Annotated in this window: 14 protein-coding genes; 9 read left to right on the top strand and 5 right to left on the bottom strand. The window is 66.2% G+C overall.

The window, feature by feature from the left end:
* The first annotated feature begins 109 nt into the window (after positions 1-109).
* Both AB4Y35_RS11950 and AB4Y35_RS11945 read left to right on the top strand, forming a co-directional pair.
* Positions 110-622 carry a hypothetical protein gene (locus AB4Y35_RS11950; protein WP_368690971.1) on the top strand — a complete coding sequence of 171 codons (513 nt, stop codon included), beginning with the start codon at positions 110-112 and terminating at the stop codon, positions 620-622.
* 5 nt (positions 623-627) lie between these two features.
* Entirely contained in the window at positions 628-1,185 is a 558-nt protein-coding gene (locus AB4Y35_RS11945) for a hypothetical protein (RefSeq protein WP_368704659.1), read from the top strand.
* Between the two features lie 83 nt (positions 1,186-1,268).
* On the opposite strand, the gene AB4Y35_RS11940 is transcribed toward AB4Y35_RS11945, so the two are convergent.
* Positions 1,269-2,618, bottom strand: a complete 1,350-nt coding sequence (locus AB4Y35_RS11940; RefSeq protein WP_368690972.1) for an AAA-associated domain-containing protein — start codon at positions 2,616-2,618, stop codon at positions 1,269-1,271.
* 40 nt (positions 2,619-2,658) lie between these two features.
* On the bottom strand, positions 2,659-4,422 hold the full coding sequence (locus AB4Y35_RS11935) for an ABC transporter permease (protein WP_368704530.1): 1,764 nt from the start codon (positions 4,420-4,422) through the stop codon (positions 2,659-2,661).
* Positions 4,423-5,194: 772 nt separating this feature from the next.
* Between AB4Y35_RS11935 and AB4Y35_RS11930 the strand changes: the two genes are divergently transcribed.
* Together AB4Y35_RS11930 and AB4Y35_RS11925 are read left to right on the top strand one after the other, a co-directional pair.
* Positions 5,195-6,874, top strand: a complete 1,680-nt coding sequence (locus AB4Y35_RS11930) for a diguanylate cyclase (protein ID WP_368704529.1) — start codon at positions 5,195-5,197, stop codon at positions 6,872-6,874.
* Positions 6,875-7,051: 177 nt separating this feature from the next.
* Complete coding sequence (locus tag AB4Y35_RS11925) at positions 7,052-7,318, top strand: hypothetical protein (RefSeq protein ID WP_028207711.1); 267 nt, start codon at positions 7,052-7,054, stop codon at positions 7,316-7,318.
* Positions 7,319-7,485: 167 nt separating this feature from the next.
* On the opposite strand, the gene AB4Y35_RS11920 is transcribed toward AB4Y35_RS11925, so the two are convergent.
* Positions 7,486-8,802: an ATP-binding protein gene (locus tag AB4Y35_RS11920; RefSeq protein WP_368704528.1), complete on the bottom strand. Its 1,317-nt coding sequence runs from the start codon at positions 8,800-8,802 to the stop codon at positions 7,486-7,488.
* Positions 8,786-9,517 carry a response regulator gene (locus AB4Y35_RS11915; protein ID WP_028207713.1) on the bottom strand — a complete coding sequence of 244 codons (732 nt, stop codon included), beginning with the start codon at positions 9,515-9,517 and terminating at the stop codon, positions 8,786-8,788. Before AB4Y35_RS11915 ends, AB4Y35_RS11920 begins: the two co-directional genes overlap by 17 nt.
* A 234-nt stretch (positions 9,518-9,751) precedes the next feature.
* Here AB4Y35_RS11915 and AB4Y35_RS11910 point away from each other — a divergent pair, with 234 nt between their 5' ends.
* The gene (locus AB4Y35_RS11910; RefSeq protein WP_368704527.1) at positions 9,752-10,324 is read left to right on the top strand and encodes a periplasmic heavy metal sensor; all 573 of its coding nucleotides are present in this window, start codon (positions 9,752-9,754) and stop codon (positions 10,322-10,324) included.
* A gap of 106 nt (positions 10,325-10,430) precedes the next feature.
* On the opposite strand, the gene AB4Y35_RS11905 is transcribed toward AB4Y35_RS11910, so the two are convergent.
* Positions 10,431-11,129, bottom strand: a complete 699-nt coding sequence (locus AB4Y35_RS11905) for a pirin family protein (protein WP_368704526.1) — start codon at positions 11,127-11,129, stop codon at positions 10,431-10,433.
* 434 nt (positions 11,130-11,563) lie between these two features.
* Between AB4Y35_RS11905 and AB4Y35_RS11900 the strand changes: the two genes are divergently transcribed.
* The 4 genes from AB4Y35_RS11900 to AB4Y35_RS11885 all read left to right on the top strand — a co-directional run bounded on the left by AB4Y35_RS11900 (position 11,564) and on the right by AB4Y35_RS11885 (position 14,841).
* Positions 11,564-12,340, top strand: a complete 777-nt coding sequence (locus AB4Y35_RS11900; protein ID WP_368704658.1) for an ABC transporter substrate-binding protein — start codon at positions 11,564-11,566, stop codon at positions 12,338-12,340.
* Between the two features lie 256 nt (positions 12,341-12,596).
* Positions 12,597-13,286: an ABC transporter permease gene (locus tag AB4Y35_RS11895; protein WP_028207717.1), complete on the top strand. Its 690-nt coding sequence runs from the start codon at positions 12,597-12,599 to the stop codon at positions 13,284-13,286.
* Between the two features lie 19 nt (positions 13,287-13,305).
* Positions 13,306-14,028, top strand: a complete 723-nt coding sequence (locus AB4Y35_RS11890; RefSeq protein WP_028210520.1) for an ABC transporter permease — start codon at positions 13,306-13,308, stop codon at positions 14,026-14,028.
* Positions 14,029-14,058: 30 nt separating this feature from the next.
* Positions 14,059-14,841 carry an ABC transporter ATP-binding protein gene (locus AB4Y35_RS11885; RefSeq protein ID WP_110388757.1) on the top strand — a complete coding sequence of 261 codons (783 nt, stop codon included), beginning with the start codon at positions 14,059-14,061 and terminating at the stop codon, positions 14,839-14,841.
* The last annotated feature ends 507 nt before the right edge of the window (positions 14,842-15,348 follow it).

Here is a 15,348-nt window from a genome sequence, read left to right as displayed (position 1 = left end):
AGAACGAAGTGCTCGGGCGCGCGTTGCGCCAGCGGTGTCGGCCGCGGTCATGGAAACGATCGCCGGCGTGCCCCCGCTCCCTTCCGCTCATCCTCGCTGGCGACGCGTCATGTCGCTCACGCTGCTCGCCACAATCGCGAGCCTCGCGTGCTCGGCCTGCAGCTCGCTCTACTCCGAAGGCGCACAAACCGGCGCCGGTATCGCGGGCGCGGCGGTCGCCTCGAAAGTGACGAGCAACGCCGCCGTGGCGACCGGCATCGGCCTCGGCGCCGTGGCCGCGGCGAAGGCCGGCGTGCAGTACTCCGAGCGCGTCGTCCACACCAACACCCAGAACAGCATCGCCCACGCGGCGGGCCCGCTCGCAGTCGGCGCGGTCGCGCCGTGGTCGATCACGCACTCGTTCCCGATCGAGGACGACGAGCACGGCCGCGTCACGGTGAGCCGCACGATCAGCAGCGGTGCGCTCGACTGCAAGGAGATCGTGTTCTCGGTCGATCACGAGGCCACGAAGGACAAGCCCGCCTCGAGCGCGTTCTTCGTCGCTTCGGTATGCCGCGACGGCGACAACTGGAAGTGGGCCTCGGCCGAACCCGCCACCGCCCGCTGGGGTGCGCTGCAATGAGCGGCATGAACGCGCGCGCGAAGCGCGTACGGCACGGTGCAACGGATTCGCCGACGTCACGCCCCGTGAAGCTCATCGCGCTGGCCGCGCTCTGCGCGGGCGTCGCGCTCGCGGCGAGCGGCTGCTCGTCGATCGGCGCGGCGAGCGGCGCCGCGGCGGCGGCGGCCACCGGCATCGTCACGGCGAATCCTGCCGTCGGCATCGGCGTGGGCATTGCCGTGCAGGCGGCCACCGACGAAGCCGTCGGCCGCTTCATGAAGAGCATGCACGCGGACCAGCAGGCGCTGATCGCCGAGACGGCCGGCCGCCTGCCCGTGGGCGGCATGGACCTCTGGCGCATCAAGCACGATTTGCCCGTGGAGAACGGCCACGGCCAGGTGCGCGTGACGCGCGCGTTCGCCAACGCCCTCACGCTCTGCAAGGACTTCGTGTTCTCGGTGCAGGACGGCGAGAAAGCCGACGCGCCCGAGCAGTGGTTCACCGCGAGCGCCTGTCAGGACCAGTCGGGCTGGAAGTGGGCCACGGCCGAGCCCGCGGTAGAGCGCTGGGGCACGCTGCAATAGCGCGCCTTGTCCGCAAACGAAAAACGGTCGCCGGGTGAACGCGCCCCGCGACCGTTTTTTATGCCTGGCGATGCGCGCGTCGCTCAGGACTCCACGTCTTCGAGGCTGAAGATTTCCGACTGGTCGTTATACGAGAAGATCTCGCCATAACGGCCCCAGTCGATCACGGTGTCGAGCGTCTCTTCGGCGGCGCCGTCGGAGAGGAAGTCCTCCAGTTCCTGCTCGAAACGCACGCGCGGCGCGCGATGCCCCGGGCGCTCGTTGAGCACCTTCTTGATCCGCGCCGCGAGCGGCACGTGGCGCAGCAGATGCTCGGCGAACATCATCTTGCGCTCCTGCGTGCCGAACTCCGCGAACACGCGCGCGGGCGGCGTGAGCAGCACGTCGCCTTCGCGCACGTCGGCGAAACCGAGGTTCTGCAGCACTTCCGCGATCGGGAACAGGTCGTCCACTTCCAGATGCAGCGAGCGCGCAATTTCCGGCATGTCGGCACGGCCGTGATACGGCGCCATCGCGAGCGTTTCGATCAGACCGGCCATCAGGTTGGTCGACACGCGCGGCAGCCAGCTGCCGAGTTCAAGGCCCTTCTTCGTCGTCTCGTCGGTCTGACGCGCGGTCATCTTCGCGTAGATGTCGTCCACGAGCTTGCGGAACACCGGGTCGAGACGGTTGCGCGGATGCTTGAACGGCACCTTGATCTCGGCCACCACGCGGCCCGGATTCGACGACAGCACGAGGATGCGGTCGCACATGAACACCGCTTCCTCGATGTTGTGCGTGACGATCAGCACCGACTTGATCGGCAGGCGGCCTTGCGTCCACAGGTCGAGCAGGTCGGTACGCAGCGTTTCGGCGGTCAGCACGTCGAGCGCGGAAAACGGCTCGTCCATGAGCATCAGCATCGGGTCGACCACGAGCGCGCGCGCGAAGCCCACGCGCTGGCGCATGCCGCCCGAAAGCTCGCGCGGATAGGCGTTTTCGAAGCCGTCCAGACCAATCAGGTCGATCGCCGCCAGCGCCCGTTCGCGCCGCTCGCGCGCGCCCACGCCCTGCGCTTCGAGGCCCGCTTCCACGTTCTGCAGCACGGTGAGCCACGGGAACAGCGCGAAGGTCTGGAACACCATCGCCACGCCTTCGGCCGGCCCTTCGAGCGGCTTGCCGCGCCAGGTGACGTCGCCCGACGTGGGCGAGATGAGGCCCGCGATGATGCGCAGCAGCGTGGACTTGCCCGAGCCCGAACGGCCCAGCAGCCCGACGATCTCGCCCTCGCGCAGCTGGAGGTTGGCGTCGTCGAGCACGAGCAGTTCGCCCTGGGTCTTGTTGAAGCCCCGGCACACGTCCTTCACGTTCAGAATTTCTTCGCCGAGGCGCGGCGGGTTCGGGGCCGTCTGCACATCGCCGTGCGCGGCGCTCAGCGTCTTGGGGTTTTGCATCGCGTTACCTTCGATCATTCGTTGTTCGATCAGTCGTCGATCAGTCGAGCCGCAGACGGGACTCGGCGTACGTGTACATCGGGCGCCACAGGAGGCGGTTGAACAGCGTGACGAAGAGCGACATCACGGCAATGCCGAGAATGATCTTCGGGTAATCGCCGGCCGCCGTCATCTGCGCGATGTAGGCGCCCAGGCCGTGCGCGACGACCTTCGTGTCGCCCCACTGCACGAACTCCGCGACGATACTCGCATTCCACGCACCGCCCGAAGCCGTGATGGCGCCCGTGATGTAGTACGGGAAGATGCCCGGCAGCATAGCCTGACGCCACCACTGCCAGCCACGAATATGGAAGTTCTTCGCCGCTTCCTTGTAGTCGTTCGGATAGGCGCTGGCCCCTGCAACCACGTTGAACAGGATATACCACTGGGTGCCGAGGACGATCAGCGGCGACAGCCAGATGTCAGGGTTGAGGTGAAAGCGCACGATCACGATCACGAACACCGGGAACAGCAGGTTCGCCGGGAACGCCGCGAGAAACTGCGCGAGCGGCTGCACCTTCTCGGCGAGCGCGGGGCGCAGGCCGATCAGCACGCCGAGCGGCACCCAGATCACCGAAGCGATGGCGATCAGCAAGATCACGCGAAAGAGCGTGATGAAGCCGAGACCGAGCACGTGCCACACTTCGTCGAGCGTCACGCCCGTGCGTACGAAGGTCACCACACGCCACACCACGAACACGGTCAAGGCGATCACGAGCACGGCCCACACGGCGTCGCCGATGCGTGCGCGCAAGCCGGCGCGGCCGCGCGCCACGGGCGCGGCGAACGTCACGTTCGGAAACGACGGCAGCTTGATCGGCATGCGCGCCGCCTTGGCAAAGAGCCAGCCGAGCGGCACGAGCAGTTGATGAATGAGATGGGTACGGCGAATCAGGTCGAGCAGCCACGACTCGGGTGCGTCGCCCGAACTCGTGTTCTCCATGCGGAACTTGTCGGCCCACGCCACGAGCGGGCGGAACAGGAACTGGTCGTAGGCGAGAATCACCACGATCATCGCGAGAATCACCCAGCCCACCGCATGCAGGTTCTTTTCCGCGATCGCCTGCGCCAGATACGCGCCGACACCCGGCAGCGTGATCGTGTTGTTGCCCACCGTGATCGCTTCGGAGGCCACCACGAAGAACCAGCCGCCCGACATCGACATCATCATGTTCCAGATGAGGCCCGGCATCGAGAACGGCACTTCGAGCTTCCAGAAGCGCTGCCATGCGGTCAGGTGGAACCCGCGCGAGACTTCATCCAGATCGCGCGGCACCGTGCGCAGCGACTGGTAGAAGCTGAAGGTCATGTTCCAGGCCTGGCTCGTGAAGATCGCGAAGATCGCCGCGAGTTCAGCGCCCAGCACGCGTGAGGGAAACAGCGCGAGAAAGAACGTGACCGTGAACGAGATGTAGCCGAGCACCGGCACCGACTGCAGGATGTCCAGAATCGGCACGAGCACCTGGCCCGCGCGGCGGCTCTTCGCCGCGAGCGTGCCGTAGACGAGCGTGAAGATCAGCGAGGCCACCATGGCCGCGAGCATGCGCAGCGTGGTGCGCATGGCGTACTCGGGCAGGTTCGCGGGATCGAGCGAAATGGGCTGCGCCTTCAACGTGGCGATGGGCGCCATCGTTTCGTGAAAGCCCACGGCCGCCATCGCGATCAGGCCGATCATCAGCGGGAACGCCACGAAGTCCCAGCGGTTCGGCAGCACGCGCCACGCCGAGGCGTTGGCCGTGCGGTTCAGGTTGAAGCTGAACTCCATTCAGACGCCCTCCGCGCCAGGTTTCAGAAAGGCGGACGACATGACGTCCGTGCCGCCGGACAGGCACTGCACGAGCTGCGGGGATGGCGGATCGACAAAGGCAAGGCGCATGGACTCAGAATTTCGTTGGCGTTGATGACACGGCGACGATGCCGCGGTGGTACGCACCGCCCGCGCCGCAGTTGCGGCTGGCAACTGGCGGCGGGCGACTGGGCTTGCCTCGACTGAAACGGCACGACACTACTACAACCTCGATGACACTCACAACCGCGTCCGGTACGCCGTGAAAGCCAGGCTACACGGGCTTTCGCGGCGCTTTCGCCGGCCTTCTGGAGAGCTTCCAGAACGCGCCGCGCCCGGCTTCTGCACGTCATCGTGATGACGCATCGATGACGCCTTGATGACACAACGACGCCGCATCCGCCTCCGCGCTTGCCTCATTCAGGCCGCCAACGCCAGAGGGCGTCGCTTGCGCGCCACACGCTGACTCACGCACAAACCCCGCGCACGCAACCGCTCTGACCACGCTTGCGCCCCCTCCACTGCGCTCATCGCCGCGTATCGCCGTGCTGACGGCATGCGGCTTGCATGTTAGCGATCCACGCTCGCGCCGCCGCCCGCTCGCGCCGCCTCGCAACGCCGCGCCGACGCTTCGAGAGCGGGCTCGCCAGCCCCGTTCGAGGGGTAAAATCGACACGCTCCGTCGGTGGCGCACCGACGCCCACGGGCGCCGATACCCACGCCTCCATACCACTCACGAACCAGAAGGCCGATGAACAGGAGACTCTTGCGTCAGGCAGCCGGACCCCTCGGGGTCGTGGTGGTCGCGCTCGTCTGCTGGGCGGCGGCCGACTGGCTCGCGGACCGCATGGTGCGCCAGGAGTTCGAGGCCGCGCTCGCCGCACAGCGCCAGATGATGCGCTCGGTCGTGGACAACATGGCCGAAGTGATCGCCAGCGACCTCGCCATGTCGCGCGCCATTCCGGCGACGATGGCCGAAACCCGTGTCGTCCAGCAGGCACTCACCGAGGCCGCGCATTATGCCGCGTCGAGCGAATCGACGGAACTGGCACGGCGCAAGGAGCTGCAAGGCGTGCCGGCGCTCGCCGGGGTCGACCGCTTTCTCCACGACGCCCAGGGCTTCTCCGGGCTCGATGCAATCTGGCTCGTCAACGCGAACGGCATCTGCATCGCGTCGAGCAATGCGCTCGAAAAAATCTCCTACGTCGGCGTGGACATGCGTCCGCGCGCGTATCTGAACGACACGCTGCTCGGGGCGTTCTCCGAAGCCTACGGCGTGGGCACGGCAAGCGGCGAGCCCGGCATTTTCGTCGCCGCACCCGCCTATGACGACGGCCTGCTGGTCGGCGCCGTGGTCGCGAAGGTCAGCATCGCGCGGCTGCGCCACTGGGTGACCCACCCGGGCACCTTCGTCGCGGACAACAATGGCGTCATCATCATGGCCCATGACAGCGCGCTCGAAGGACGCGCCTTGCCCGGCTCGCACGTCGCCGAGATGAATGCGCTGGACCGCGTGAACACCTATCTGCGCGAGCACTTCGCGCCGCTCGAGTTGCGCCCGGCATCGAAAACCGCGTTGAGCGAGGCGCCGTGGATCCCGCGCGCCGACGCCGCGCAAATGATCGCCTTGCCGGGCCAACGCGCGCCAGCCCTCTACGAGCAGCGCGGCGGCCTGAACTCCGGGCTCTCGGCACACCTCGTGGATCCGGTCAACGCATGGTCCGAGCTGATCGCGAACCACCAACGCGACCGGCTCCTCATTTTTCTCACGCTCGCGGGCACCGCGGCGCTCGCGGCGGTGATCTCGGTCTCGTGGGTGCGCGAGCGGCGTCTGCACCATGCGAGCCGCGACCTCGCCGGGCAGTTGCAGGCCGCGAACGCCCTGCTCGCCGCCGAGGCGCGCCACGACGCGCTGACCGGTGCGCTTTCGCGGCGCTACTTCCTCGACCTGCTGCGCCGCGAGATCGATGCGGCCTATGCGGCAGGCCAACCGCTGTGCATGGCAATTGCCGACCTCGACTACTTCAAGCAGATCAACGACCGCTTCGGCCACCCGGCGGGCGACCGCGCGCTCCAGCATTTCGTGGAGACCTGCCGCGCCGAACTGCGCGCCGACGACGCCGTCGGACGCCTGGGCGGCGAGGAGTTCGGCATCCTGCTGCCCGCGACCTCACTTGCCACGGGGCTCATCGTGCTCGATCGCCTGCGCGAGCAGGTGGGCAAGCGCATGTGCGTGGAATTGCCCGAGGAAGCGAGCGTGAGCGTGAGCATCGGCGTGACCGAACTTGCGGCCGCGCAGGATCAGCCCGAGCGTCTGATGAGCCGCGCCGACCTCGCGCTCTATATGGCGAAGGCGGCCGGGCGCGACCGTTGCGAGGCCATGACGGCCGAGGGCGTCGTGCCGCCGCGCGCCGCGGCGCCGACCTGGTGAGTGCGCAACGAGCTTGCGCAACGAGTCACACGAGGGATGCCCGTACCAGGCTGCGGGGCTCGCCCGGCTCAACCGGCGAGGCGCGGTATCATGGGATGAACGGTGCGCGCCAGTCCATCCGGTGCGCATGAGTCAAACCGCGCCACTTCGGTGTTCCGCACAAATCTGGAGGCATGCATGAAGGGAAATCTGGTCATTGTCTGCCGCGATCAGGATGCGCTCGCGTTCGACCAGTTGATGGTCGAGTACGGCGCGTTCCAGACGCGCCTGTCATCGACCGCGTGGTACCTGAAACTCGACGCCACGCCCGAGCTGATTCAGGAAGAGATTCTTGCCCGCCTCGGCAAGTACACCACGCACTACATCTTCGAGGCCGACACCGTGACCTACAACACGGTGGACAACGAGGCCGCCGCCGCGCTCGACACGCTCTTCACGGCCTGAGCGGCTGCGCCCGACCTGACGTGGCTTATCCTGGCGTCGCTCTGGCGGCGCCTTCGGGCGGAACGTCCGGTTCCCGCCTGGTCATACCAGCTCAGTACCACGTCGAGCCCATCCGGCCATGTCCCGCCTGTTCGGTGCGGGCTTCCGCCAAACCATTCCCACGCGATTTACCAGATCTGCGCCGCCTCGGTGACGGTGCGCTCCACCACGTCGAACGCAAACGTCATACGCACCGCGAGCCCGCCGCTCTCGCCGTTGCCGATCGAGAGTTCGCCGCCCGCGCGGCGCACGAGCCGCTCGACGATCGCGAGGCCGAGGCCGCTGTGGCCGTTGCCGCCGCGCGCCGGGTCGAGACGCACGAACGGCCGGCTCGCCTGCGTCAGTTCCTGGTCGGGGATGCCCTTGCCGTGGTCGCGCACGGTGAGCGAAAAACCCGTCGCGCCGCGCTCGCTCTCGATCACGACGGGCGGTGCGCCATACGCATGCGCGTTGTCGAGCAGGTTCGAGACCACGCGTTCGAGCGTGGCCGCGGGCAGACGAAACTCCGGACCCGCGCGCAGACGCGTTTCGATCGCAATCGTCTCGCCGCTCGCGGTGCGGTGGTTGCGCGCGATGCGCTCGCACTGGTCGTCGACCTCGACGGGCTCGCTGCGATCGGCGCCGTCGTGCGCAAACACGAGGAACTGGTCGACGATGTGCGCCATCGACTCGACGTCGCGCACCACGCCGTCGCGCACCTTTTGCTCGTCCATCATTTCGGCGCGCAGGCGCAGCCGGGCAAGCGGCGTCTTGAGATCGTGCGCGACGCCCGCGAGCATGACGGCGCGGTCTTTCTCCGTACGCTCGACTTCCTTGACCATCTGGTTAAAGCCCAGCGTGAGCTGACGCAGCTCGCGCGGCCCGCGTTCGGGCACGGGCGGCACGGGCTCGCCGCGGCCAAAGCGCCCCACCGCCTGTGCGAGCGCGCTCAGCGGCTGCTGCAGCATCCAGGCGGCCACGAGCGCGGCGATCACGGCGGTGGCGAAAATGGTGATGACCCAGGGCAGAAACTTGTCGAGCGGCCGCATGATGCGCAGCGGCTGGCCCGGCAGGACGATCCAGCGGGCGTCCTGCGGCCCGCGCACCCACAGCGTGGGCGGCCCGCCGGGCGGCCCGACGCGCACGTCGGTGCCGGGCGGCATGCGTTCGCGCACGTCGTCGATGAAACGGCGCAGCGGCTCGGGCATGCGTTCGGTGACGGGCGGCACGGCGGGACTCGCCGGATCGACGAGCTGCACGCGCGAAGGCAGCGGCTGGTCGGGCTCGCGCTCGACGTGCTGGCGCACCGCGTCGACGAGGAAGGTCGCTTCCTCGACGGCGTAGCGCGTTTGCATCTGATTGTGTTCGACGCGCATGAGCGTGAACCAGGCGACATGCGACACCAGCAGAACGCCGATGAAGATGACCGCGAGGCGCCCGAACAGCGAATCAACCGGCCGGCGCATGGTTGCCCTGCTCTCCGTCGGGAACGAACACGTAGCCGCGCCCGCGTACGGTCTGAATGAAGCGCGGCGTGGACGGGTCGCTTTCGAGAATGCGCCGCAGACGCCACACCTGCACGTCGATGCCGCGGTCGGTGCCGTCGTACTCGGGACCGTGCAGCAACTCCAGCAGGCGCTCGCGCGTGAGCGTACGCATGGGGTGATTCACGAAAATCTTCAGGAGCGCGAACTCGCTGCCCGACAGCATGATCGGCTTGCCTTCCTGCTGCAGCGTGCGCGACTGGAAGTCGAGCGTGAAGCGGCCGAACGCGTACGGCTCGCGCTGCTCGGGCGCCGCGGCCGAAGGCACCGTGCGGCGCCGGCGCAGCACCGCCTGCACGCGCGCGAGCAGCTCGCGCGGGTTGAACGGCTTGCCGAGGTAGTCGTCCGCGCCGAGTTCGAGGCCGACGATGCGGTCCACGTCGTCCGCGCGCGCCGTCAGCATGATCACGGGGATGTCGTCGCCGGCTGCGCGCAGCTTGCGCAGCGCGGTCAGGCCGTCGACGCCCGGCATCATCAGGTCGAGCACGATCAGGTCCGGGCGCTCGCGCTCGAGCCGCCGCTCCAGCGAGCCGGCGTCGTGCAGCACCGAGACCTCCATGCCCTGGCGCGCGAGATAGTCGCGCAGGAGGTCGCGTAGTTCGAGGTCGTCGTCGACGACAAGGATTTGAGTAGCCATGGGATGAAGTGTAACGCGCGCGCACGGGCCGTTTGCTTACAGCTCTTCCAGCTGGGTTACGAGGTGTTACCGCGAAAGGCGCGTGTAATGTCGCGTAATCTCGGCGGCCCGCCACGTAACACGCGCCGCCTGCCGGGTCGATACGCTAGGGACACCGGTTGCGAGCGCCACCACTTTCCGAAAGCGCCGCGCCAGACCGGATAAAACCCTCATGGATTTGTCAGGAGCATCACCATGTACAAGACGACTTCGCGCCTTCTCGCCATCGCCGCTGCCTCGCTCGCGCTCACCGTGGGCGCCACCGCCGCCAACGCCCAGACCCCGCCGCCGCCCCAGGGCGGTTCCGGCATGATGCACGGCGGTCCGGGCATGCATGGCGGCCCCGGCATGCACGGCGACTTCATGCTCGGCTTCAAGAAGCTGCACGACAAGCTGAACCTGAACGCCGCGCAGGAAAAGCAATGGCAGGCCGCGCTCGACACGATGAAGCAGAACGGTCAGGCCATGCGCAAGAATCATGAACAGATGAAGCAGCAGTTCGATTCGATGAAGAACCAGCCGATCCTCGACCTGAACGCCATGCACACGGCGCACGAACAGGTCGAGCAGCAGAACCAGCAGCTGCGCGAGCAAACCACGCAAGCTTGGCTCGCCTTCTACAACGGCCTGAACGACCAGCAGAAGACGACCGTGAGCACGGCGATCAAGGAGCGTTTCGCGAAGATGGAGCAGCGCCACGAGCAGATGCACGAGCGCTGGGAGCAGCACCACAAGGGCGGCGCTTCGGCACCGGCTGCGCAGCAGTAATCGGCACACACGCGCGCGCAAAAGCGCGACAAAGCGCCGCGGGATTCGCACCCCGCGGCGCTTTTTTCATGGCGCGGACGACCGCTTGCCGCCGCCCGTCAAAGGCTCAGGCGAGATCGAACAGCAGCACTTCGGCTGCTGCGCCGTTTGCGAGCGCGACGGCCGCCTCAGCCTCGATCATCGCGGCATCACCGGCTTCGAGGCGCTGGCCGTTCACGTCCAGCGCGCCGCGCGCCACATGCAGATAGACACGCCGCCCGGCCGGCACCGCGTACCCGACGCGCTCCTCGCCGTCCACCAGAGCCGCGTAGATCGAGGCATCCGACTGTACGGTCACCGAGCCGTCGCGCCCGTCTGGCGAGGCGACGAGGCGCAGCCGGCCGCGCTTGTCGGCGTCGTCGAAGCGCTTTTCCTCGTAGCCGGGCGCGCCGCCGCGCTCGCGCGGCAGCAGCCAGATCTGCAGCAGGTGCGCTTCCTCTTCCTTCGAGCCGTTGAACTCGCTGTGCATCACGCCGGTGCCGGCGCTCATGCGCTGCACGTCGCCGGGGCGGATGGTCGAGCCGTTGCCCATGCTGTCACGGTGTGCGAGCGCGCCGGAAAGCACATAGGTCACGATCTCCATGTCGCGATGGCCGTGCGCGCCGAAGCCCTGGCCGCCCGCGATACGGTCGTCGTTGAGCACCCGCAGCGCACCGTAGTGCATATGCGCTTCGTCGAAATAGTCGGCAAACGAAAAGCTGTGGTACGAGTCGAGCCAGCCGTGGTTGGCGTGGCCGCGTTCGTCGGCGCGTCGGATGGTCAGCATGGCAATCTCCGGTCAATCATGTCGATATCCGAAGGTAAGGGCGGCGGCCCGCTTGCACAATCCGCAGCGGCGCACCGCATCGTTTCGCCAGCAACATCAATGGGCTGCGTTGCCGGCGTCGCCCTGCGTCAGACCCGCACGCCCTCCGGCTTCGGGTAAAATACCGCGCTTTTCGGCCAGCGTGAGCTTGATGGCGCGGGGTGGACACCCCGTGGCGGCTACCCCGCCCCGCCAGCGCGCGCTGCCGCCGGGGCCGGAGTGCGTCGCGCTTTCCGACCCGCATTTTTGATCGCCTAGAATGGCGGCCAACGGCCACGAGCCGGTCCGCCTTGCGTCGGCCGCGCGCCCCTTACCGCGCCGCGCCACCCGTATCAGTCGTGCATGGGACGGAGTCAGTGCTAAAAAGGCACGCGCTCCGGCTCGACAGGAGAATGATGAAGAAGTTTGCAGTGTGCGTGGCGCTCGCCCTGATCGCAGGCAGCGCCGCCGCCAAAGAGTGGAAAACCGTTCGCATCGGCGTGGACGCCAGCTATGCGCCGTTCGAATCCAAAGCGCCGAACGGACAGATCGTCGGCTTCGATGTCGACCTCACGAAAGCCCTGTGCGCGCGCATGAACGTGAAGTGTGTCTGGGTCGAAAACGACCTCGACGGCATCATCCCGGCGCTCAAGGCCCGCAAGTTCGATGCGATCGTGTCGTCGCTGACCATTACGCCGCAGCGCGCCCAGCAGATCGACTACTCCGCGAAGATGTTCGATGCGCCCGCACGCATGCTCGCGCGCGCGGGCTCGCCGCTCCTGCCCACGCCGGCTTCGCTCAAGGGCAAGAACGTGGGCGTCGAGCAGGGCTCGACCCAGGAAGCGTACGCAAAGGCGCACTGGGCGCCGCAGGGCGTGAACGTGATCTCGTACCAGAATCAGGATCAGGTCTACCAGGATCTGATCGCCGGGCGCCTGGACGCCACGCTGCAAGACGAGGTCCAGGCGGATTTCGGCTTCCTGAAAACGCCGCGCGGCAAGGGCTTCGCGTGGGCGGGCCAGGAAGTGGAAGACCCGGCGACGATCGGCGACGGCACCGCCATCGGCCTGCGCAAGGACGACGCCGAACTCAAAGCGAAGTTCAACACGGCGCTGGCCGCGATTCATGCGGACGGCACGTTCGACAGGATCGCGAAGCAGTACTTCGACTTCGATATCTACAAAGGCAAGTGAACGGGAACGCACACGCAGGTAAATAAACAACGAGACACCCACCGCTCGCGCCTCGCGCCACGACACATCAAAGCCCCGGGGGCTCCCCGATAGACCGCCACCGGGCTTCGTATACAGTCACAGGCGCGCTCACGAGCGCAATCGCATCGGCCCGCGCGCGACCAGGCTAAAAAACGCGCGGCCATGACCGGATTTGAACCGCGGCAGACAGCCGCGCCTTTCGCGGTGTGAGAAACGCACCGTCAAGGACTTGCCCATGTTTCTTCAAGGCTACGGCCCGCTGATCCTCGCCGGCACCTGGCAGACCGTCAAGCTCGCCGTGCTGTCGCTCGCGCTCTCGTTCGTGCTCGGGCTGATCGGCGCGGCGGCCAAGCTCTCCAAAAACCGCGTCGCGCACGGCGCGGGCACGCTCTACACCACGCTCATTCGCGGCGTGCCCGATCTCGTGCTCATGCTGCTGCTCTTCTACAGCATCCAGATCTGGCTGAACAACCTCACCGACATGCTCGGCTGGGATCAGATCGACATCGATCCGTTCCTCGCGGGCGTGGTCGTGCTGGGCTTCATCTACGGCGCGTACTTCACGGAAACCTTCCGTGGCGCGTTCCTCGCGGTGCCGCGCGGCCAGCTCGAAGCGGGCCACGCCTACGGCATGACGGGCTGGCAGGTGTTCACGCGCATCATGTTCCCGCAGATGATGCGCTTCGCGCTGCCCGGCATCGGCAACAACTGGCAGGTGCTCGTGAAATCCACGGCGCTCGTCTCGATCATCGGCCTCGCCGACGTCGTGAAGGCAAGCCAGGACGCCGGCAAGGGCACGCTGCGTTTCTTCTTCTTCACGCTGCTCGCCGGCGCGATCTATCTCGTCATCACCACGGTCTCCAACTTCGTGCTGATGTATCTCGACAAGCGCTACTCCACCGGTGTGCGCAAGGCGGATCTATAAATAGCGCGAGGCCAAGACCATGCAAGACTTCGTCCAACTGATCCAGCAATACTGGCGCAACTACCTCTTCTCCGACGGCTATCATTTCAGCGGCGTGGCCATCACGCTATGGCTGCTCGTGATCTCGATCGGACTCGGCTTCTGCCTCTCGGTGCCGCTCGCCGTGGCCCGCGTGTCGAAGAAGAAGTGGCTCGCCGGGCTCGTGTGGCTCTACACGTACATCTTCCGCGGCACGCCGCTCTACGTGCAGCTGCTGCTGTGCTACACGGGCCTCTACAGCCTCGAGATCGTGCGCAACCACGAACTCACGAGCGCGTTCTTCAGGAGCGGCATGAACTGCACGCTGCTGGCGTTCACGCTCAACACCTGCGCGTACACCACCGAAATCTTCGCGGGCGCGATCAAGGCGACGCCCTACGGCGAGATCGAGGCCGCGCGCGCGTACGGCATGTCGCAATTCACGCTGTACCGCCGCGTGATCCTGCCTTCGGCGCTGCGCCGCGCCCTGCCCTACTACAGCAACGAAGTCATTCTGATGCTGCACGCAACGACCGTGGCCTTCACGGCGACCGTGCCGGACATCCTGAAGATCGCGCGCGACGTGAACTCGGCGACGTATCAGTCGTTCGGCGCGTTCGGCATCGCTGCACTCCTGTACCTGATCATTTCTTTCACGCTCGTGTGGCTGTTCCGCCGCGCGGAGCGCCGCTGGCTCGCGTACCTGCGACCGCAAGGCAAGTGAGCCCGCGAGGGCGTGTTTAAAGGTCAATTGATGAATTCCCAGAAGCAGAAGCTGTTCGTCGACTCCATCCACAAGAAGTACGGCGACAACGAAGTCCTCAAGGGCGTGTCCCTGAAAGCCAATGCCGGCGACGTGATCAGCGTGATCGGCTCGTCCGGATCGGGCAAGAGCACGATGCTGCGTTGCATCAACTTCCTCGAGCAGCCCAACGAAGGGCGCATCGTGGTGGACGGCGAGGAAGTCGCCACGCGCGCGGACAAGCGCACGGGCGCCCTGCACCCCGCCGACGCAAAGCAGCTCCAGCGCGTGCGCACCAAGCTCGCCATGGTGTTCCAGCACTTCAACCTGTGGTCGCACATGTCGGTGCTCGAGAACGTGATCGAGGCGCCCGTGCACGTGCTGGGCCTGCCGCGCAAGGAAGCCGAAGATCGCGCGCGCACCTATCTGGAGAAAGTCGGTCTCGCGCCGCGCGTGGAAAAGCAATACCCCTCGCACCTCTCGGGCGGTCAGCAGCAGCGCGTGGCGATTGCCCGCGCGCTCGCCATGCACCCCGACGTCATGCTGTTCGACGAGCCGACCTCGGCGCTCGACCCCGAACTCGTGGGTGAAGTGCTCAAGGTCATGCAGAAGCTCGCCGAGGAAGGCCGCACGATGATCGTGGTCACCCACGAAATGGGTTTCGCGCGCAACGTTTCGAACCACGTCATGTTCCTGCACAAGGGACTCGTAGAAGAGGAAGGCCAGCCGGCCGAGGTCTTCGCCAATCCGAAGAGCGAGCGCCTGCGCCAGTTCCTTTCAGGCAGCCTCAAGTAAGACGACTCACAGGGTCGCCGCCTTTCGGCGATGTAGTAAAAGTAGTTTTACAAGGCGCTTACAGCGCCTTTTCTTTTTGGGACTTTCGTCCTCGAAAAGCCGTCCGTTTAGCCGCAAAAACGGCGTTTTTCGCATTACTCCTTGTGAAATCCCCCGTCAATAGTGGCAATCCTGAACTCAGCCATTCAATTGACGTGAGTCCCTTGTCCCACAAGGTTTTCGACATATTCGTAGTACCTCTCTGACCACCATCCAGGAAGACCATATTGCAATTTGACGACATCCCGGGGTGCGAGCACGAATTAGTTCGCCAGCGCGGACCTTTTTTGCTAAATTAGTAACCAAAGTAGCAAAACAAAGTTCATTAAAAGTAGTTTCACTTCAAAAAGAACGGGAGATGCCAGTCAACCAGGGGACCTGCAAGACGACCCAGCCCGGGTCATGCAGCGGCACCAGCCCGTACGCCGGTCCTCGGGGTAATTCTCCCTCACGCGACGATTTCTGTTC

Origin of the sequence: Paraburkholderia sp. EG286A, from assembly GCF_040965375.1 — a bacterium.
In the GTDB taxonomy this organism is placed as follows: Bacteria; Pseudomonadota; Gammaproteobacteria; order Burkholderiales; family Burkholderiaceae; genus Paraburkholderia.
Note: the sequence above shows the minus strand (reverse complement) of the source record. Positions and strands in the feature narration are given on the sequence as shown.